The following is a 19,108-nucleotide window of genomic DNA, read 5'->3' on the forward strand; positions in this document are numbered from 1 at the left end:
CCTAGCCTTGGGCGTTGTCAATAAAGGCGCGGATCAGACCCGCATCCTTGATCCCCGGCGCAACCTCGACCCCGGTCGAGACATCGAGTTGCCGCGCGCCCGTGCGCGCCACCGCCTCGGCCACGTTCTCGGGGGTCAGCCCCCCCGCCAAGAGCCAAGGCAAGGACCAGTCACGCCCCGCGATCAACCCCCAGTCAAAGGCCAGCGCATTGCCGCCCGGTCGTGTCGCCCCCGGTGGTGGCTTGGCGTCGATCAAAAGCTGAGCGGCCACGCCGCTATAAACGTCGATCTGCGCGAGATCGGTCGCTTCGGCGATCCCGATGGCCTTGATCACCGGCAGGCCGTACCGCGCCTTGACCTCGGCCACCCGCGCCGGGCTCTCGTTCCCATGCAATTGCAGGAAATCGAGAGGGACGAGCTCCGTCAAAGCATCCAGCGCCGCGTTATCTGCATCCACTGTCAGCGCCACCTTGGCAACGCCCAAAGGCACGTCAAGCGCGAGACCACGCGCCTGCGCACAGGTCACATGACGCGGCGATTTCTCAAAGAAAACGAACCCGACATAGGCGGCACCGGCAGCCACTGCCGCAGACACGTCGGTGGCGGCGGTCAGGCCGCAAATCTTGACACGAATATCTCTGGTCATGCGCGCGGTTTAGCTTGCTTGATCCAAGAGCGCCAGAACTTCATCCTTGCCCTGATGCCGCTCACCCTTGAGACGCTTGACCTCGGCTCTCAGGCTTGCCAACTCGCGCGCCTGCCGCGCCGCTGCCGCCCGTTCCCCAGCCTCGCGAATCCATTCCCAGATGAACCCGACGATCAAACCCATGAGAATGCCACCGAATATCACGATAAAGAGCGGCACATCATAGGTTGGGTTAAGCGCGGCAAAGCCTGCCAACTCGTCAGGCAGCACCCGCAGGGTCACGACCCCGCGATTGGCCAATGCAATCAGCACAAGCGCTAGGGCAAAGATGGCAATCGAGGCATAGCGGATATAGCGCATGAGTTACTTTCCGTTGAGCCGGTCACGCAAGAGCTTGCCCGTCTTGAAGAAGGGCACGTATTTCTCCTCAACATGCACGCTTTCGCCGGTGCGTGGATTGCGACCCGTGCGCGCATCCCGCTTTTTCACCGAGAACGCACCAAACCCGCGCAACTCGACCCGATTGCCTTCGGCAAGCGCGTCGGTGATCTCGTTGAAGATGGTATTGACGATACGCTCGACGTCGCGCTGATAGAGATGCGGATTTTCGTCAGCGATTTTCTGGATCAGTTCCGATCGGATCATCGGTGGTCTCTCCCCCGGCCTTATTGTTTGTAACTTTGTGGCAGTTGCAGGGGACTATAGCCAGAATGCCGCGAAACCCAAACAGAAAGCCGGGTCAAGAGGCGGAAATCTATGCGATTTTTTGCCAGTCGCACGGATTTTCACGTGGTCTTCGCGGCTCAATGGGGCCGGTTTGCTGGATGCGTTGAATTGCTGCGGCGCGGCATCTCTCTCGAGACCGATTGATTCGGATCGGCGACCCGCCGCAGTCCCCTGACAGTCTTGGTGGACATTTGGACGCATCCGCCGCATGGTTCGCCCGGCGCGACGGAGACAGGCATGACGGCACGGCAGATCATCATCGACACCGATCCCGGACAGGATGACGCGGTGGCGATCCTCTTGGCGCTGGCCTGTCCCGAGACGCTTCATGTGCTGGGCCTCACCTGCGTGGCAGGCAATGTGCCACTTGCGCAGACGACCCGCAATGCACGCATGATCTGCGAATTGGCCGGATGTCCCGATCTGCCTGTCTTTGCGGGATGCGACCGCCCACTTGGCCGCGATCTGGTAACGGCAGAGCATGTGCACGGCCGCTCAGGCCTCGATGGCCCGGACCTTCCTGACCCTCAGATCCCCGTGCAGGACCGGAATGCCATTGATTTCATCATCGACACGCTGCGCGAGAGGCCACCGGGTACAGTGACGCTGGTGCCCATCGGACCGCTCACCAATATTGCCACGGCCTTTGCCAAGGCGCCCGACATCGTCGCGCGGGTGCAAGAGATCGTGCTGATGGGAGGCGCCCATGCAGCGCATGGCAATGTGACCCCGGCGGCAGAGTTCAACATTCATGTCGATCCCGAGGCGGCTGCCCGTGTCCTGGCCTCAGGCGTGCCCCTGACCATGCTGCCCCTCGATGTCACGCACAAGGCGCTGGTCACACCCGCCCGCAACGCAGCGTTTCGCGGCATTGGATCACGGGTTGGTCGCGCTGTTGCTGCCTTGACCGGCTTTTTCGAGCGATATCATCCGGAACGCCATGGCGCGGACGGTGCTCCGCTGCATGATCCGTGCACAATCTGCTGGCTCCTGCGGCCTGACCTTTTCAAGGCGCGCAAGGTGAATGTCGAAATCGAAACACAATCGGAATTGACGATGGGTATGACGGTGGTGGATTGGTGGGGCGTGACCGGAAGACCCGCCAATGCAACCTTCGTCCACGATATCAACGCACAGGCCTTCTTTGACCTGCTCACCGAAAGGCTGGCCCGGCTATGACCGCCCTAACTCTCGCACGGCCCGACGATCTGGACCGACTTTTGCCGCTGGTGGCCGCCTTTCATGACGAGGCGGGCATCTCACAGGCTGACGCGACGCGACGCGCAGCACTTTTGCCAATGCTCGAAGGCAGCCCGCATGGCGTGGTCTATCTCATTGGCCCCGGACGCGCCCCCATCGGCTATATTGTCTTGAGTTTTGGCTGGTCGGTGGAATTTGGCGGACTTGATGGCTACGTTGATGAATTCTACATCCGTCCGGGCGTGCGCGGGCGCGGCATCGGCACCGAGGTCATGATCAGCCTTCCCAAGGCCCTTGCCGGTGCTGGATTGAAGGCATTGCATCTTGAGGTGCGGCGTGACAACGAGAAGGCGTTAAAGCTTTATCAGAAACTCAGGTTTCTGCCGCGTGACGCGTACAGCCTTCTGACGCGGGAAATGTAGACTTTTCCCCCGCTTGACCCTAGGTAACCTGAATGACACTCGAGATTCCGTTCCAAAACAGCTATGCGCAATTGCCAGCGCGGTTCTACACCCGGCAATCGGCCCTAGCCGTGCGCGCCCCACGCCTGATCCAGTTCAACCGGGAACTGGCGTCGGAGCTTGGTATTCCAGATACACCCGACGCCGATCTCGCACGGACGTTCTCGGGCAATGACGTGCCCCAAGGGGCCGCACCTCTGGCGCAGGTTTATGCGGGGCATCAATTCGGCGGCTTTTCTCCACAGTTGGGCGATGGACGTGCCCTGCTTTTGGGCGAGGTGATTGACCGGACCGGACAACGGCGGGACATTCAACTCAAAGGCTCGGGCCCCACCCCCTATAGCAGAATGGGTGACGGGCGCGCCTGGCTCGGTCCGGTCCTGCGCGAATATCTGGTGTCCGAGGCGATGCACGCCCTTGGATTGCCCACGACGCGCGCACTCGCTGCCGTCGAGACGGGCGAACCAGTCTACCGCGAGGCCGGTGGATTGCCCGGCGCGGTGCTGACACGGGTTGCGGCCAGCCACCTGCGCGTCGGCACCTTCCAATATTTCGCGGCACGACGCGACGTCGAGGGGCTGAAAGCGCTCTATGAGTATACCGTCGCGCGGCATTATCCCTTGATCGAGGGCCCTGCGCATCTCTTGGCCGAAGTGATCCGAAGGCAAGCGCGACTGGTGGCGGGCTGGTTGTCCGTCGGTTTCATCCACGGGGTGATGAACACCGACAATACCGCGATTTCGGGCGAAACCATCGACTATGGTCCCTGCGCCTTTATGGATACCTACCATCCGCAGACCGTCTTCAGCTCGATTGATACGCGTGGCCGCTATGCCTATGACAATCAGGCGCATGTAATCGTCTGGAACATGGCGCAATTGGCCACGGCACTGGTGCCCCTGATGCCAGATCAGGCTGAAGCGATCGAAGATTTCACTGCGCTGGTTCATGCCATGCCCGATCAGATCGAAGTTGAATGGCGTCGTGCCTTTGGCCGCAAGATCGGGATTGCCGAGGCCAACGCCCAAGACGCCCCCCTCATCGCCGACCTGCTCGCGCGCATGGCCGAGGGACGGGCAGATTTCACCAATACCTTCCGCGGCCTCATCGACGGCACCGCGCGCGATCAGTTTCTCGACCGCGCCGCCTTTGACACATGGGAGCCGCTCTGGCGCGCCCGCATCGCGCAAGAGGATGACCCCGAGGCCGTGATGCGCGCAGCCAATCCTGCCTTCATCCCGCGCAATCACCGGGTCGAGCACATGATCGAATCCGCCGTCGCAGGCGATTATGCGCCATTTCAGCGACTGCTCCGCGTTTTGGCCCAACCCTATGTGGATCAACCCGAGGCCGACGATCTCAAACGTCCGCCCACCCCGGCAGAGGTCGTCGAGAACACCTTTTGCGGCACATGAAAAAACGCCGGGGCATGCCCCGGCGTTTTTGTCTTATTCAGGCCGCGTTCGACCGCTGACCGCTGCCACCGCCACCCGGCTTGCGCCGACGACCGGCACCGGCACCGGGTTTGCCTTGCGGCTTGCCATGTTGTGCACCGCCACCAAACCCGCCGCCGCCACTGCGACGACGCGGACCGCCGCGCGCCGAGGTGGGCTTGGGCGATTTCGGATCTGGCAACACTTCCCACGGACGGCCAGAGGCAACCGGAATGGTCGTGCCGAGAACCTTCTGGATATCTTTCAACTCGCCCATCTCATCAGGAGCACAGAATGCAATCGCCGCCCCGTCCTTGCCGGCGCGCGCCGTGCGGCCGATCCGGTGGACATAGTTATCAGGCACATTGGGCAACTCATAGTTATAGACGTGTTTCACATCCGGAATATCCAGACCACGCGCCGCTACATCGGTAGCGACCAGAATTTTGACCTGACCATCGCGAAACGCCTTGAGGGCGCGCTCGCGCTGACCTTGGCTCTTGTTGCCATGAATCGTAGCGACAGCGAACCCTGCCTGCTCCAGTCGCTTGGCCAACTTGTCAGACCCGTGCTTGGTGCGGCCAAAGACCAGCGCCAATTCGCTCTTGTGCTTGCCCAACAGCTCGATCAGCAGATCGGGTTTGGACGCTTTGGCGATGAAATGCACCTCTTGCGTGACCTTGTCCGCAGCCTTGCCCGGAGGGCTGACTTGAACCCGCTTGGGGTTCCGCAGATAGCTGCCCGCGAGCTCTTCCATCTGTTTGGGCATGGTGGCAGAAAACATCATGGTCTGGCGCTCAGCGGCCAACAGACCCGCAATGCGGCGCAGCGCATGGATAAAGCCCAGATCGAGCATCTGATCGCCCTCGTCCAGCACCAGAAAACGCGCGGCATCCAGCCGCACGGCACGGCGGTCAATGAGGTCAAGCAAGCGGCCGGGTGTCGCCACCAGAATGTCGATCCCCTGCTCCAACCGCTTAATCTGCGGATTGATCGAGGCACCGCCCACCACAAGCCCGATCTTGATCGGGCTGTCCTTGACCAGCGGCAAGAGCGAGTCGCGGATCTGACCTGCGAGCTCGCGGGTTGGCGCAAGGATCAGGCTGCGGATGGTTTTGGGCGCGGGTTTGCCCGGCTCTTCCATCAGGCGGGTGATCAGCGGTAGGCCAAAGGCCATCGTCTTGCCGGTCCCGGTCTGTGCGAGGCCGAGCACGTCAAACCCGTTGAGCGCATGCGGGATCGCATGGGTCTGAATCGGGGTCGGCTCGGTGATGCCTTCGTTTGCAAGCTTGCGCACGAGGGCCGCAGGCAGGCCCATTTCGTCAAAGAGATTCAAGTCGTATCCTTTCGGGGCGCGAGGACATCCCGCAGCCCATCGCAGACGGTGAATATCACCGCCCGGTCGTCGTGGTTGCACCAACCAGCAGCCAAAGAGCCGAATGCCCCCTGCACTCTGACAGGTGTTTGGCCCCACGCGTGATTTTGGGATCATCCGCGACATTTCATAAGATACGCCCATCTCGGGCAGTGCTGCTCACGCGGCAGGAAACGTCGGTTGAAGCGCATATGGAGCGCGCAGAGGCAGAAGTCAAGCGCAGCATATCGTTTTACCCCGTCTTACCCCGTCATCCTCGGGCTTGACCCGAGGACCTCATGCCCCCGAGATCCTCGGGTCAAGCGACGATGATATTTTCACTTCACCTTACCATCCACACCCCCTTGGGCCAGAATGCATGAAAGGCAAAGGCGAACATCACATCATGCGGCACATCGCGCCCCTGCCCGTCGCGCACCCGCACCGTGCCCACGTCGCGCCCCTTGGCAATGGTGCCGTGATCCAGCGCCGAGGCCTGTCCCGCCTCCCATACGATGCTCACCCCCGCCTCTGTCACGCCACCTTCGGCCCGAACCCGCGTCAGCGGCCAGGCGCGGTCGCCCACCCGCACGACCCGTTCCAGCGGCGAAATGCCATGCGGCGGGTCTTCACCCGTATAGAGAAACGGCCGCGCAGAGGTGTCATAACCCCGGTAGGGATTACGCCCATAGGACCGATTATATGCGGGCTCCTCCATCACCAACCCGTCCGGGTTGCGCGCCCGGAACTGATCCCAGCTTTCCATCCAGCTTGGCATCTGTTTCAGCTTGGTGCCGGTCAGATCGCCGACAATCGCCGCACCGATCGCCTGCTGCCACCAGCTTTCGGTCTCGCGGTCATACATCACCATATCCGAATGCCGCAGCTTGCCCGAAACCCCGAATGTCAGCACCCGCGACGCCGTGCGCCGGTCAAATGTCATGCCCGAATTGCACAAGGGGCAGAATGTGACAGCCACCGGCACGCCCCCCACCGTGTCATTCACGATCTCATGCCACGTGAGGTAACGGATCGGATAGGCGCGCGCCTGCGTGCCGGAGATTTCCAGCGTGATCACTGGCTCTGTCCCGCCAATGCGCCGCTCCGAACTTGCCTTACGATACGTCGGCCCGGTGATGGCCGGGATCCCATCCTTGGGCGGCCCGCCGGACATGATCTCGGACCAATCGCGCACCGTGGTCTTATCGAAATTCGTCTCAGGCCATTCCGCGCGCCACGACCTGGGATCGGCATGAGCCAGCGAGGCAATCAGAATCAGGGATGTCAACAAGGCAAGGAAACGGGGCATCGCGGCTCCTGTCGTGGCGTCGACCACACCCCAAGATGCGAGCCGCAGGGGATTCGGACCAGCCCACCCCACGCGATTGTGACCCCGCGTCAGCCGCGCCGCGCCTCGCTCAGCGCGCGATCCCATAGCCGGTCCCGCATCAACCGGCGAAAGGCGCGCTTTAGCTCCCCACCCGCATCGCGCGTGTAACACCGCCCATGCGTCAGGATGAGCCGCTCCGGCCCCCAATCCAGCATCTGTTCCACCAGATCGCCCACCGCCTTGCGCCCGCCCAAACGCTGCGCCAACCCGATAGGTGGCTTGCCGTCGCTGTCGTCTATTCCGGCCACCCAGATCAGCGGCCGCACCCAGACCGGCAGGGGCGCCGTCTCCACCGCAACAATCAACCGTGACAGAATCGCCGAGCGGCTGGCCTGATGCAGAAAGACCGCCTCGGTCTGCGCTCCCTCCAGGACAAGCGGCTTGATCTGTCGACACCAAGAGGCGGTTTTTACCTCTGTCCCGCGCCACAGTCGCGCACCCGGATAGGCCGCCTGCCAGTCAGGCAGATGCGGCAGGACCGGCGCATGCGGCACGACAATATGAGCCACCTGCCCCCGCGCTGCCAGCCAGTCCCGCACACTCGCGGGCAGCGCCCCCGGCGCATGCACCCAGAGATCGCCTGAGGGCAGGTCTATCACAACGGTGCGCAGCGGCATCGCAACGCCGCTACGCCAAGGTACTGCTCCGCCCGTCAGCCCCCAAACACCTTCGGCCAATGGCGCAGGGGTGATGACGGGACTGTCAGACCCAACAGCCATGCCTACTCGGTCACCGTGACCCGTGCCATCACGTCCGGCTGACCGACAACGGCACCATTCGGCCCATTGCCACGCTTGATCGCATCCACGATCTCCATGCCTTCGGTGACCTGACCAACCACGGTATATTGCCCGTTCAGGAACTCGCCCGCGTCGAACATGATAAAGAACTGGCTGTTGCCGCTGTCAGGGTCTTGGCTGCGCGCCATGCCGACCACACCGCGCAAGAACCGTTCGTTCGAGAATTCAGCCTTGAGATCGGGCCGGTCACTGCCGCCCATGCCGGCACGGCTCATGTCGCCGCCCTCCAGCTTGCCGAACTGAACGTCACCAGTCTGCGCCATGAACCCATCAATCACCCGGTGAAACACGACCCCATCGTAGGCGCCCGCCGTCGCCAGCGCGGTGATTTGCTCGACATGCCCCGGCGCAATATCCTCAAAGAGGTCGATCTTGACGGTGCCATTGGCCTCGCCCGCAATCTCGACTTCCAGCCCGGTCGCCAGCGCCGGACCTGCCAGAAGGCTCAAAACACACGCAAGTTTATACATCAGAGGCCACCTTGACGCTGATCATACAATCGGGATTTGCTGGCGGCTCGCCACGGGTGATGGCATCGACATGCTCCATGCCCGCGATCACACGCCCATAGACCGTGTATTGACCGTTCAGGAAATGGTTGTCGCTGAAATTGATGAAGAACTGGCTATTGGCCGAATTCGGGCTCTGGCTACGCGCCGCCCCCAGCGTGCCGCGATCATGCGGGATCTTGGAAAACTCGGCCTTGAGATCGGGCAGGTCGCTGCCGCCGGTCCCGGCTCTGCGCGGCTGATAGTCGTTTTCCATGTTACCGTGCTGCACATCGCCGGTCTGCGCCATGAACCCGTCGATCACCCGGTGAAAGACCACGTTGTCATACTGCCCGGCGCGGGCCAGTTCCTTCATCCGCTCGCAATGGTCCGGTGCGATAGCGGGCAAGAGTTCTATGGTGACGGTGCCACCCTTCAGCTCCATCAGGATGGTGTTTTCGGGATCCTTGATCTCGGCCATGAGGCTCTCCTTGATAAAATATGCCCCGATACCTAGGCGGTTCCCACGCGATTGCCAAGCGCAGAGGTTGACGCTGGCAAAGACCCGCGCCAATAGAAGCGCGACAAAGTTTCGGGAGGCGTATCGCATGAGCTGGAAAACCCTTGACGACATGGATCTGAACGGCAAGCGCGTTCTGGTGCGGGTCGATATCAACGTGCCAGTCGAGAATGGCCTTGTGACAGACGCCACCCGGATCGACCGCATCGCCCCCACCATCACCGATATTCTCGCCAAGGGCGGGCGGCCCATCCTTCTCGCGCATTTCGGACGGCCCAAGGGCAAGGTCGTGCTCGACATGTCGCTGCGCGTCACCGTTCCGGCTCTTGAGGCCGCCTTGGGCCGCAAGGTGCGGCTGATCGAAACGCTGGAAGGGGCCGAGAACCTCACCGACGAGGCGCTGGCCTCGGATGTGCTGCTCTTGGAAAACATCCGCTTTCACCCCGGTGAAGAGGCCAATGATCCCGCCTTCGCGGCGCGTCTGGCGCAACTGGGCGATGTCTACTGCAACGATGCCTTTTCCGCCGCCCACCGCGCCCACGCCTCGACCGAAGGGCTGGCCCGCCACCTGCCCTCCTGCGCAGGCCGCCTGATGCAGGCCGAATTGCAGGCGCTCGAGGCGGCGCTTGGCACGCCCAAACGCCCCGTCGTGGCCGTCGTCGGTGGGGCCAAGGTCTCGACGAAACTCGACCTTTTGGGCAATCTGGTCGCAAAAGTGGACAGCCTCATCATCGGCGGCGGCATGGCCAATACATTCCTCGCGGCCATGGGGCTCGATGTGGGCAAATCGCTCTGCGAGCATGACATGGCCACCACCGCCCGCGAGATCATGCTCAAGGCGGGCGCTGCGGGCTGCAAGATCCTGCTTCCCGCCGATGTCGTGGTCGCGCGCGACTTCGCTGCCGGTGCCCCGCATGAGGTGGTGGGCGCGCACGCCTGCCCGCCCGACGCCATGATCCTTGATGCCGGCCCTCAGGCCGTGGCGCGCATCATCGCCACGCTCGATGCGGCCAAAACGCTGATCTGGAACGGCCCGCTTGGCGCATTTGAAATAGCACCGTTTGACTCCGCCACCAACGCCGCCGCCTCGCACGCCGCGAGCCTTAGCCGGGCGGGCAAACTCATCTCCGTTGCAGGCGGTGGCGATACCGTGGCCGCGCTCAACAAATCCGGTGCCGCCGAGGATTTCACCTATATCTCGACCGCAGGCGGCGCTTTCCTCGAATGGATGGAAGGCAAGGATCTGCCCGGCGTTGCAGCGCTCAAGGCCTGAGCCTTCTCCTGTTAGCGCCACCACGATTGCAAGGCCCGCGCCCCTCGCCTATGAGGACGCGAAACCGTGTAGTCCTTCAAGGGTGTCCCAAATGAGCAAGACCGAACAGGCCAACAAACTCCGCGCAGGCCAGGGCTTTATCGCCGCCCTCGATCAGTCCGGCGGCTCCACCCCCAAGGCGCTGCGCCTCTACGGGATTGAAGAGAGCGCCTATAGCTCCGAGGCGGAAATGTTCGATCTGGTCCATGCCATGCGCGCGCGCATTGCCCAAGCCCCGGAATTTACCGGAGATAAGGTGCTGGGGGCCATCCTCTTTGAGATGACCATGGACCGCGACATCGGGGGCAAACCCTCCCCCACCTTTCTCTGGCAAGAGCGCGGCGTGGTGCCCTTTCTAAAGGTCGACAAAGGGCTCGCCAATGACACCGATGGCGTCAAGCTGATGAAACCCATGCCCGATCTCGATCCGCTGCTGGAACGCGCAGTCAAGGCGGGCATCTTCGGCACCAAGATGCGCTCGGTCATCGACGCCGCCAATCAAACCGGGATTGAAGCGGTCGTCGCCCAGCAATTCGAGGTTGGACAACAAATCCTCGGTCACGGTCTCGTGCCGATCATCGAACCCGAGGTAACTATCTCCATCGCCGACAAAGCCGAGGCCGAAACCCTCCTGCGCGCCGCCATCATCGCCCAACTTGACCTGCTCCCCAAGGATCAGGAGGTGATGCTCAAACTCACCCTGCCCGAAACGCCGAACCTCTACGAAAGCCTCGTCAATCACCCCCGCGTGCTGCGCGTCGTGGCGCTCTCGGGTGGCTATAGCCGGGAAGAGGCCAACGCGCGTCTGGCCCGGAATGGCGGCGTGATCGCGAGCTTCAGCCGCGCCCTGACCGAAGGTCTCTCGGCGCAGCAATCGGACGCCGAATTCAACGCCACCATCGCGCAATCCATCGACGACATCTACCGCGCCTCCGTCGCGGGTTAAACGCCTGCGCCGTCATCTGGCCGAAAATAACTCGCGGGGGTCTCGGATCTCATACGGGACCGGGGGCAGCGCCCCCACCCCGCTCTCAGCTCTTGGCGCGCTTGGCCTCTGCCACAACCTTTTCCGCCAGATCGCGGGCGATACCAAAGGCCCCCTTGATCCGATCGGTCTCGCCCTTCCAGTCGCGCCGCACGACAATCTTGTTGTCGCGCACCTTGGCCAATCCACGCTCGTCGGCGATGAACTCGACCAGCCCGCGCGGCGAGGCGAATTTGTCGTTGTGAAACTGGATCGTCGCCCCTTTCGGCCCGCCATCGAGCTTGGCAATGCCGGCGCGTTTGCACATCGCCTTGATCCGCACCACCAGCATCAGCATGTTGACCTCGCGCGGCAATTTGCCAAAGCGGTCGATCAACTCGGCGGCAAAGCCTTCCAGCTCCACCTTGGTCTCCAACCCGCTCAGGCGACGATAGAGTCCGAGACGCACATCGAGATCGGGCACATAGGTCTCGGGGATAAGGACCGGCACGCCCAGATTGATTTGCGGCGCCCATTGCTCATCCGCCTCCGACAGCCCCTCCATCTGGCCCGAGCGGATCTTGGCAATCGCCTCTTCCAGCATGGATTGGTAGAGTTCATAGCCGACATCGCGCATCTGCCCGGACTGTTCCTCGCCCAGCAAATTCCCCGCACCGCGAATATCCAGATCCTGCGAGGCCAGCGTAAAGCCTGCCCCCAATGTGTCGAGACTGCCCAGCACCCGCAGCCGCTTTTCCGCACCCGGCGTCAGCGGCACACGCGGCTTGGTCGTCAGATACGCATAGGCGCGCGTCTTGGAGCGGCCCACCCGCCCCCGGATCTGATAGAGCTGGCTCAGCCCGAACATATCCGCGCGGTGGATGATCATCGTGTTGGCGGTCGGAATATCGAGCCCCGATTCGACAATCGTTGTCGCCAGCAGCACATCGTATTTGCCATCGTAAAATGCGTTCATCCGGTCGTCGAGTTCTCCCGCCGCCATCTGACCATGGGCGATGACATATGTGACCTCTGGCACCTGCGTTTTCAGGAAATCCTCGATCTCGGGCAGATCACTGATGCGCGGCACCACATAAAACGATTGCCCGCCCCTATAATGCTCGCGCAAGAGCGCCTCGCGCACGGTCACGCTATCGAACTCGCTCACATAGGTGCGGATTGCCAGACGGTCCACAGGCGGCGTGCCGATGATCGACAGATCCCGCACCCCTGACAGTGACAGTTGCAGCGTGCGCGGAATAGGCGTCGCGGTCAGCGTCAGCACATGCACATCAGAGCGCAGTTGCTTCAACCGCTCCTTATGTGCCACGCCAAAGCGCTGTTCCTCGTCGATGATCAGCAACCCGAGGTTCTTGAACCTGATCCCCTTGGCCAAGAGGGCATGCGTGCCCACGACAATGTCCGCCTCACCGCGCGACATCGCATCGCGGGTCTTGGCGGCATCACTGGCCGAGACAAACCGCGACAAGGGGCGAACATTGACCGGAAACCCCCGAAAGCGCGACGCAAACTCTTGATAATGTTGCCGGGCAAGCAATGTGGTGGGGGCGATCACCGCCACCTGTAGACCCGTCATCGCAGCGGCAAACGCCGCGCGCATCGCCACCTCGGTCTTGCCAAATCCGACATCACCACAAATCAACCGATCCATCGGAGAGCCAGAGCCGAGATCACTCAACACATCCTCAATGGCGTGCAACTGATCGTCGGTTTCCTGATAGGGAAAGCGCGCGGCAAAGGCCTCCCAGGCGTGGTGTTCCGGCTCGATCACCGGCGCCCGCCGCAGCGCCCGTTCGGCTGCCACCCGGATCAGGCGGTCCGCCATCTCGCGGATACGTTCCTTGAGCCGCGCCTTCTTGGCTTGCCACGCCCCGCCGCCCAGACGGTCCAGAAGCCCCTCTTCATGCCCATATTTTGACAGCAGTTCGATATTCTCGACCGGCAGGTAGAGCTTGGAGCTTTCGGCATATTCCAGCACAAGGCATTCATGCGCCGCCCCGGCGGCCGTCACCACCTCTAGCCCCAGATAGCGGCCAATGCCGTGGTCCACATGCACCACCAGATCGCCGATGCTCAGGCTCTGCGCTTCGGTCAGGAAATTCTCGGCCCGCCGCCGGCGCGGCGCACGGATCAACCGCTCACCCAGCACATCCTGTTCGGCGATCACCGTCAGGTCCGGCGCCTCAAATCCGTTCTCCAGCGGCCAGACCGCCAGATGAAGCCCATGCTTGCCGACACCTTTGGCCGTGCTGACACTCACCGCGCCAATCAACCCTTCGTCCTCAAGCAGACCCTCAAGTCTTTCGCGCGCGCCTGCGGAATACGAGGCCACCAGCACCGGACCTCGTTCAAGTTTTGCGTGAATATGATCCTTCAGGGTACTGAAAAGGTTTATATTTTCCTGCTGTCGTTCAGGTGCAAAGTTGCGCCCGATCCGCCCGCCTGCGTCGAGCACGCCCAAGCCTGTCGCCTGCGGCAAGGCTGCAAACTGCAAGACACGCCGGTCAGCCACCGCCGCGCTCCAGGCTGCATCGTCAAAATAGAGCAAACCCGGCTGCACCGGCTTGTAGACGGTATCGCCCCGCGATTTCTGGCTCAGCGCCAGATGCCGCGTCTCGTATTGATCCGCGATACTGTCCCAACGCGCCAGACGCTGCGGTGTGACCTGCTCATCCAGCGTGATCGTGGCCGCTGGCAGATACTCAAACAGCCCCTCCAGCCGCTCATGAAAGAACGGCAACCAATGCTCGACACCCGCGTGTTTGCGCCCCGCACTCACCGCCTCGTAAAGCGGATCATCGGTGCCCGCCGCGCCAAACTCGATCCGGTAATTCTGACGAAAGCGGCGGATCGCCTCCTCGTCCAGAATGACCTCCGACACGGGCGCCAACTCCACCCGGCTCAACTTTTCAGTCGTGCGCTGTGTGGCCGGATCAAACCGGCGAATCCCATCCAGCACATCGCCGAACAGATCAAGCCGCACCGGCCCGCCCTCGCCCGGAGGGTAGATGTCGATGATCCCGCCGCGCAGCGCGTAATCGCCAGGTTCCGTCACCGTGGGTGCCTGCGTAAACCCCATCCGCACCAGAAAATCGCGCAAGGCCTTGTCGTCGATCCGCTCACCCACCGCCGCGACAAAAGCCGCATCGCGCAGCACGTCTCGGGCAGGCACCCGCTGCGACGCGGCATTGAGCGTGGTCAACAGCACAAATTGCGACGGCCCGCCATGCACCAGCCCCGCCAGCGTCGCCATCCGCGTAGCCGAAATATCGGCATTGGGCGATACCCGGTCATAGGGCAGGCAGTCCCAGCCCGGAAAGGTCATCACCGGCATATCAGGCGCAAAGAATCGCAAGGCCGCCTGCATCGCCGCCATCCGCTTGTCATCGCGCGCGATGTGCAGGACCGGCGCACCGGCCTTGGCCACTTCAGCCAGGATCAGCCGCGCGTCAAAGCCTTCGGGCGCGCCGCCCACGGTGATATGCTGCGCTTTGGTCATGGTGTTCCTGTTCCTTGCGCTCGGTCAGCAGGCGGTGCATGCGCCCAAACGACGAGCGGCTTCATCCCAGAATATTGGCATTCATGTTCTGATACATGCCCCACATCGCAGTCACGAATATCGAGAACATGCCAATCAACTGGATGAAAAAGCGATGCGTCTGCAACCGTTTGATCAAGGCCTCGCCATTAAGGTCCCGAACAGTGATGCGTTGTGCCACCCACACAGACAGAACACCGACAATCAAGAGCGGAAAGCCAAGCAAAAATAGGGCTTGGGCGAATTCGTTGTGATACACAAACCCCAAAAGCATCAGCATCGTCATCAGGAATGCGGTGATGCCAACCATCAATAAACCCGATTCCCGCGCGACATAGAGGATGCGGTTGATATTGATCCGTACCATATCTTCGAAATCCGTTATCGCCTGCGCACTCCGGCCCTTGCGGGCCCGAATGGCCATGTCCCATGGCACGCCTAATACCCAATGGCTGGCCGAGGACCACGTCACAGCCAAAGCGATCCAATACCAAAGGTTGCTAAAGGACCGCATGTCAATCAATTCGAAAACAGTGTCGTACCAGTCCAAGGCCGGTCCCCTCTCGCCGTATCATCGCTTCTCTTAGCGCCGGTGCGCGGCAATTCCTACCCTTGAGATGCGTGAATTTCCATGCCACTCAGTGAGGGTTGACCCAGCCAGAAAGACCGCCCATGCGCCCGACCCAAGCTGCCTTTCCCGCCACCCGCCTGCGCCGCACCCGTGCGACCCCCAGCATCCGCGCCTTGGTGGCGGAAAACACGCTCTCGGTCGGTGATCTCATATGGCCAGTATTCGTGCGCGATGGCGAAGGCATCGAGGAACCGGTTCCCTCCATGCCCGGCGTGATGCGCCGCTCCATCGACCGCGTGGTCGAGGCCGCCCAAGAGGCCGCTGACCTCGGTATACCGGCCATTTGCCTTTTTCCTTACACATCAGCCGAAAACCGCACCGCCGATTGCGCAGAGGCCTGGAATCCCGAAAACCTGAGCAATCGTGCCACGCGCGCGATCAAGGCGGCGGTGCCAGACCTCTCGGTGATGACCGATGTGGCCCTCGATCCCTATTCGGACACCGGCCACGACGGCTTTGTCGTGGATGGCGAGATCGTCAATGACACCACGGTCGAGGCTCTGGTCAAACAGGCGCTGTCTCAGGCCAAGGCGGGCGTCGACATCATCGGCCCGTCGGATATGATGGACGGACGCGTCGGGGCCATTCGCACAGCGCTTGAGGCGCATGGTCACCATAATGTGATGATCATGTCCTACGCCGCCAAATACGCGAGCGCCTTCTACGGCCCGTTCCGCGATGCCGTGGGGGCCGCAAATGCCCTCAAGGGCGACAAGAAAACCTATCAGATGAACCCGGCCAACACCGACGAGGCGCTGCGCCTCATCGAGCGTGACCTGCGTGAGGGCGCGGATATGGTGATGGTCAAGCCGGGCATGCCCTATCTCGACATCTGTCGACGGGCCAAAGAAACCTTTGGCGCGCCCACTTTTGCCTATCAGGTATCGGGCGAATACGCGATGATAATGGCTGCCGCTCAGAACGGCTGGATCGACCGCGAACGTGCCATGCTCGAGAGCCTGATGTGCTTCAAACGCGCAGGGTGCGACGGGGTCTTGACCTATTTTGCACCGGCGGTGGCCCGTATCTTGTCAAATGGCTGACCTGAGCGCGCAGTATCCCGCGCATGAACGCAATCTATGGTGACATAAGACCACCTTACCCCTATAATCGGTGCCAGACCGGTATGTTACAAAAGACCGGCACCCTGAGGCAACAAACAGGCAAACCCATGAGCATTCTCTCAAGACGGACTTTTACCTTGGGCCTGATGGCCGGCACGCCGCTGCTTGCGGCCTGTGGCAACGGCGTTGGCAGCACCGGCGCCTCGACGATTGATGCGCGGGTGGATTCCACCCTCACCCACATGTATGCGCAATACCCCGGCACCCGCGCGCTTGCTGATAAATCCAATGGCATGCTGATCATGCCCTTGATGACAGAGGCGGGTCTGATCGTCGGCGGCGGCTTTGGCCGTGGCGCGCTCCGGATCAACAACATCACGGTCGATTACTACTCGGCGACCAAAGGCAGCATCGGTCTTCAGATCGGGGCACAGCAATTCGCGCATGTGTTGTTCTTCATGACCGAAGGCGCATTGGAACAGTTCCGCCGCTCGTCGGGTTGGGCTGCGGGCGCGGACGTGGAATATGTCTTCAACGACAGGGGCGAAAACATGCGCGCCGAAACCACAACCTCGACCAGCCCGGTTGTAGCCGTGGTCTTTGGACAGGCCGGCGCTCTGGCCGGTGCATCGCTCGAAGGCATGAAATACACCCGCATCATCCCCTAACCGGATCGCATACTGACGTCGCAAAGCCACAAGGCTTGTGCGGCGTCAGAGCGGCCAGACGATCAGCAAGAGCGGCAAGCTGATCGCCACGACCAGAATTTCCAACGGCAATCCCAATTTCCAGTAATCGCCAAAGCGAAATCCGCCGGGGCCAAGGATCAGCGTGTTGTTCTGATGCCCGATGGGCGTCAGAAACGCACAAGACGCCCCAATGGCCACCGCCATCAGGAAACTGTCCGGGCTGACGCCAAGCGACGCGGAAATCCCAAGTGCGATCGGACACATCACCGCGGCGGTCGCGGCGTTGTTCATCACATCAGACAGGAACATCGTGGTGATCAGGATCACCGCCAGGGCCGCTATGGCCTGTCCCTGCGCGACGTGGGTCACCAAAAACTCCGCCAGCAAATTTGCGGCTCCCGTGCTCTGCATCGCGCCCGCCACGGGGATGAGCGCGGCCAGCAACACGATCACGGGCCAGTCAATCGCCGTATAGACCTGACGGGGCGGCACTGTGCGAAACAACATCGAGGCCAGAACGCCCAGCGCGAAACTGGCCGCCGCAGGCAGAACGCCAAAGGTCACCAGCACAACCGCCACGCCCATGATGCCCGCCGCCGTGATCGCCATCCGTCGGCTTGGCAGGCGCAACTCCCGCTCGCCCAACGGCACACAGCCCGTGTCATGGATGAATTCCGACAAGGATTCGGCCGGTCCCTGCATCAACAGAAGATCTCCCGATTTCAGCTTGATCGAGCGCAGGCGCGCGCGCGGTGCCTGCCCCCCGCGCGCCACCGCCAAAAGATTGAGCCCGTACCGCGTGCGCAGATGCAGATCGCTGGCAGACATCCCGACAATCGACGCTGACGGCAGCACCGCCAATTCGCGCAACACCGTGTCGCGCTCATCCATTGAACCGGGGTCTTCGGCCGCCTCCGCGTCGGTTTTGGTCTCTGCCTCCTCGGTCTTTGGCGCCTTGGCTTTCTTGATGTCCGCCTCCAAGGTCAGATCGAACACCGAAAGCGTTTCCGCCAAGGCCTCGACATCGGCCTCCAGCACGAGAACATCATCTTCCCTGATAATCCGCCCACCATGCGGGGCAAGCAAGCGTACATCGTTGCGCACCAATGCCACGATCTGCGCGTCCGAACTTTCGACGTCGCGCTCAAAGGCCCGCAGCGTCAGACCGATTGCCTTGCTCTTCTCACCCACCCGCACCTCGGTCGTATAGGCACCTGCGTCGAATTCCGACGCCCGCGCAGAGGTGCGCCGGGGCACCAACCGCCAGCCAATAGCGGCAATCGCCGCGATCCCGAGCACGGCCACAGTCACACCAACCGGCGCGAAATCGAACATACCAAAGGGCCCACGCCCGGCCGCATCACGAAACCCGGAAACGATGAGGTTGGGTGGCGTGCCGACCAGCGTCATCATGCCCCCCAAAATCGTGCCAAAGGCCAAGGGCATCAACACCAGTCCCGGCGGCAACTCCAACCGCTTGGCCAGTTGCATCGCCACCGGCATCAGGAGCGCCATCGCGCCCACATTGTTCATAAATCCCGAGAGCGCCGCACCGAGACCCAGCAATGCAATCATACTGACAAATCGTCCGGCCTGACGCGGCAGCACCGCGCGGGTCAAGGCATCTACCGCGCCGGTGTTCTGCAATCCTTGGCTCAGCACCAGCACACAGGCAACGGTGATCACCGCCGGATGCCCGAACCCGACGAACGCGTCGGCGGCTGGCACCAGCCCTGTGACCACACAGGCCATCAAGGACGACAGCGCCACCACATCATGCCGCAGCCGCCCCCAGAGAAACAGTCCCATAGTCAGCGCGAGCACGCCGAGGATCATCATTTGCGGGGCAGTCATCAGGCTATCCTCTGCAT

Annotated in this window: 18 protein-coding genes; 7 read left to right on the plus strand and 11 right to left on the minus strand. The window is 62.0% G+C overall.

The window, feature by feature from the left end; genetic code table 11:
* Position 1: 1 nt before the first annotated feature.
* From VR71_RS09590 to ihfB, 3 genes are read right to left on the minus strand one after another with little or no spacing between them, the layout of a single operon-like run.
* Positions 2-646: a phosphoribosylanthranilate isomerase gene (locus VR71_RS09590; protein WP_045683339.1), complete on the minus strand. Its 645-nt coding sequence runs from the start codon at positions 644-646 to the stop codon at positions 2-4.
* Between the two features lie 9 nt (positions 647-655).
* Positions 656-1,006 (minus strand): lipopolysaccharide assembly protein LapA domain-containing protein, encoded by a 351-nt coding sequence (locus VR71_RS09595; protein WP_009818384.1) that lies wholly within the window; start codon positions 1,004-1,006, stop codon positions 656-658.
* A 3-nt stretch (positions 1,007-1,009) separates the two neighbouring features.
* Entirely contained in the window at positions 1,010-1,291 is a 282-nt protein-coding gene (gene ihfB, locus VR71_RS09600) for an integration host factor subunit beta (RefSeq protein WP_045683341.1), read from the minus strand.
* Between the two features lie 318 nt (positions 1,292-1,609).
* Between ihfB and VR71_RS09605 the strand changes: the two genes are divergently transcribed.
* From VR71_RS09605 to VR71_RS09615, 3 genes are read left to right on the plus strand one after another with little or no spacing between them, the layout of a single operon-like run.
* Positions 1,610-2,551, plus strand: a complete 942-nt coding sequence (locus VR71_RS09605; protein ID WP_045683379.1) for a nucleoside hydrolase — start codon at positions 1,610-1,612, stop codon at positions 2,549-2,551.
* A complete protein-coding gene (locus VR71_RS09610; RefSeq protein WP_009818380.1) occupies positions 2,548-2,994 on the plus strand; it encodes an N-acetyltransferase in 447 nt (148 codons plus the stop codon). The genes VR71_RS09605 and VR71_RS09610 overlap by 4 nt, the downstream gene beginning before the upstream one ends.
* A 32-nt stretch (positions 2,995-3,026) precedes the next feature.
* On the plus strand, positions 3,027-4,448 hold the full coding sequence (locus VR71_RS09615; RefSeq protein WP_045683343.1) for a YdiU family protein: 1,422 nt from the start codon (positions 3,027-3,029) through the stop codon (positions 4,446-4,448).
* A gap of 37 nt (positions 4,449-4,485) precedes the next feature.
* Here VR71_RS09615 and VR71_RS09620 read toward each other — a convergent pair whose 3' ends face one another.
* From VR71_RS09620 to VR71_RS09640, 5 genes are all read right to left on the minus strand, one after another.
* Positions 4,486-5,784 carry a DEAD/DEAH box helicase gene (locus VR71_RS09620; RefSeq protein WP_045683381.1) on the minus strand — a complete coding sequence of 433 codons (1,299 nt, stop codon included), beginning with the start codon at positions 5,782-5,784 and terminating at the stop codon, positions 4,486-4,488.
* 379 nt (positions 5,785-6,163) lie between these two features.
* On the minus strand, positions 6,164-7,129 hold the full coding sequence (locus VR71_RS09625; RefSeq protein ID WP_045683384.1) for a DUF3179 domain-containing protein: 966 nt from the start codon (positions 7,127-7,129) through the stop codon (positions 6,164-6,166).
* A gap of 89 nt (positions 7,130-7,218) precedes the next feature.
* A complete protein-coding gene (locus VR71_RS09630) occupies positions 7,219-7,929 on the minus strand; it encodes a hypothetical protein (RefSeq protein ID WP_296430137.1) in 711 nt (236 codons plus the stop codon).
* A gap of 2 nt (positions 7,930-7,931) precedes the next feature.
* The gene (locus tag VR71_RS09635; protein WP_045683347.1) at positions 7,932-8,480 is read right to left on the minus strand and encodes a peptidylprolyl isomerase; all 549 of its coding nucleotides are present in this window, start codon (positions 8,478-8,480) and stop codon (positions 7,932-7,934) included.
* Positions 8,473-8,979 (minus strand): peptidylprolyl isomerase, encoded by a 507-nt coding sequence (locus VR71_RS09640; RefSeq protein WP_040651496.1) that lies wholly within the window; start codon positions 8,977-8,979, stop codon positions 8,473-8,475. Before VR71_RS09640 ends, VR71_RS09635 begins: the two co-directional genes overlap by 8 nt.
* Before the next feature lie 127 nt (positions 8,980-9,106).
* Here VR71_RS09640 and pgk point away from each other — a divergent pair, with 127 nt between their 5' ends.
* Both pgk and VR71_RS09650 read left to right on the plus strand, forming a co-directional pair.
* Positions 9,107-10,291, plus strand: coding sequence for a phosphoglycerate kinase (gene pgk / locus VR71_RS09645; RefSeq protein WP_009818373.1), 1,185 nt, complete (start codon positions 9,107-9,109; stop codon positions 10,289-10,291).
* Positions 10,292-10,382: 91 nt separating this feature from the next.
* Positions 10,383-11,276, plus strand: coding sequence for a fructose bisphosphate aldolase (locus VR71_RS09650; RefSeq protein ID WP_045683350.1), 894 nt, complete (start codon positions 10,383-10,385; stop codon positions 11,274-11,276).
* A gap of 85 nt (positions 11,277-11,361) precedes the next feature.
* Here VR71_RS09650 and mfd read toward each other — a convergent pair whose 3' ends face one another.
* Positions 11,362-14,814 (minus strand): transcription-repair coupling factor, encoded by a 3,453-nt coding sequence (gene mfd / locus VR71_RS09655; RefSeq protein WP_045683352.1) that lies wholly within the window; start codon positions 14,812-14,814, stop codon positions 11,362-11,364.
* 61 nt (positions 14,815-14,875) lie between these two features.
* Entirely contained in the window at positions 14,876-15,403 is a 528-nt protein-coding gene (locus VR71_RS09660) for a component of SufBCD complex (RefSeq protein ID WP_296430138.1), read from the minus strand.
* A 122-nt stretch (positions 15,404-15,525) separates the two neighbouring features.
* On the opposite strand from VR71_RS09660, the gene hemB reads away from it, so the two are divergent.
* Together hemB and VR71_RS09670 are read left to right on the plus strand one after the other, a co-directional pair.
* Positions 15,526-16,527 carry a porphobilinogen synthase gene (gene hemB / locus VR71_RS09665; protein WP_045683355.1) on the plus strand — a complete coding sequence of 334 codons (1,002 nt, stop codon included), beginning with the start codon at positions 15,526-15,528 and terminating at the stop codon, positions 16,525-16,527.
* Positions 16,528-16,655: 128 nt separating this feature from the next.
* The gene (locus VR71_RS09670; RefSeq protein WP_040651493.1) at positions 16,656-17,216 is read left to right on the plus strand and encodes a YSC84-related protein; all 561 of its coding nucleotides are present in this window, start codon (positions 16,656-16,658) and stop codon (positions 17,214-17,216) included.
* A gap of 45 nt (positions 17,217-17,261) precedes the next feature.
* Here the strand turns inward: VR71_RS09670 and VR71_RS09675 are convergent, their stop codons facing one another.
* The gene (locus VR71_RS09675; RefSeq protein WP_045683358.1) at positions 17,262-19,091 is read right to left on the minus strand and encodes an SLC13 family permease; all 1,830 of its coding nucleotides are present in this window, start codon (positions 19,089-19,091) and stop codon (positions 17,262-17,264) included.
* Between the last annotated feature and the right edge of the window lie 17 nt (positions 19,092-19,108).

The organism is Roseovarius sp. BRH_c41 (genome assembly GCF_000961715.1).
GTDB lineage: Bacteria > Pseudomonadota > Alphaproteobacteria > Rhodobacterales > Rhodobacteraceae > Roseovarius.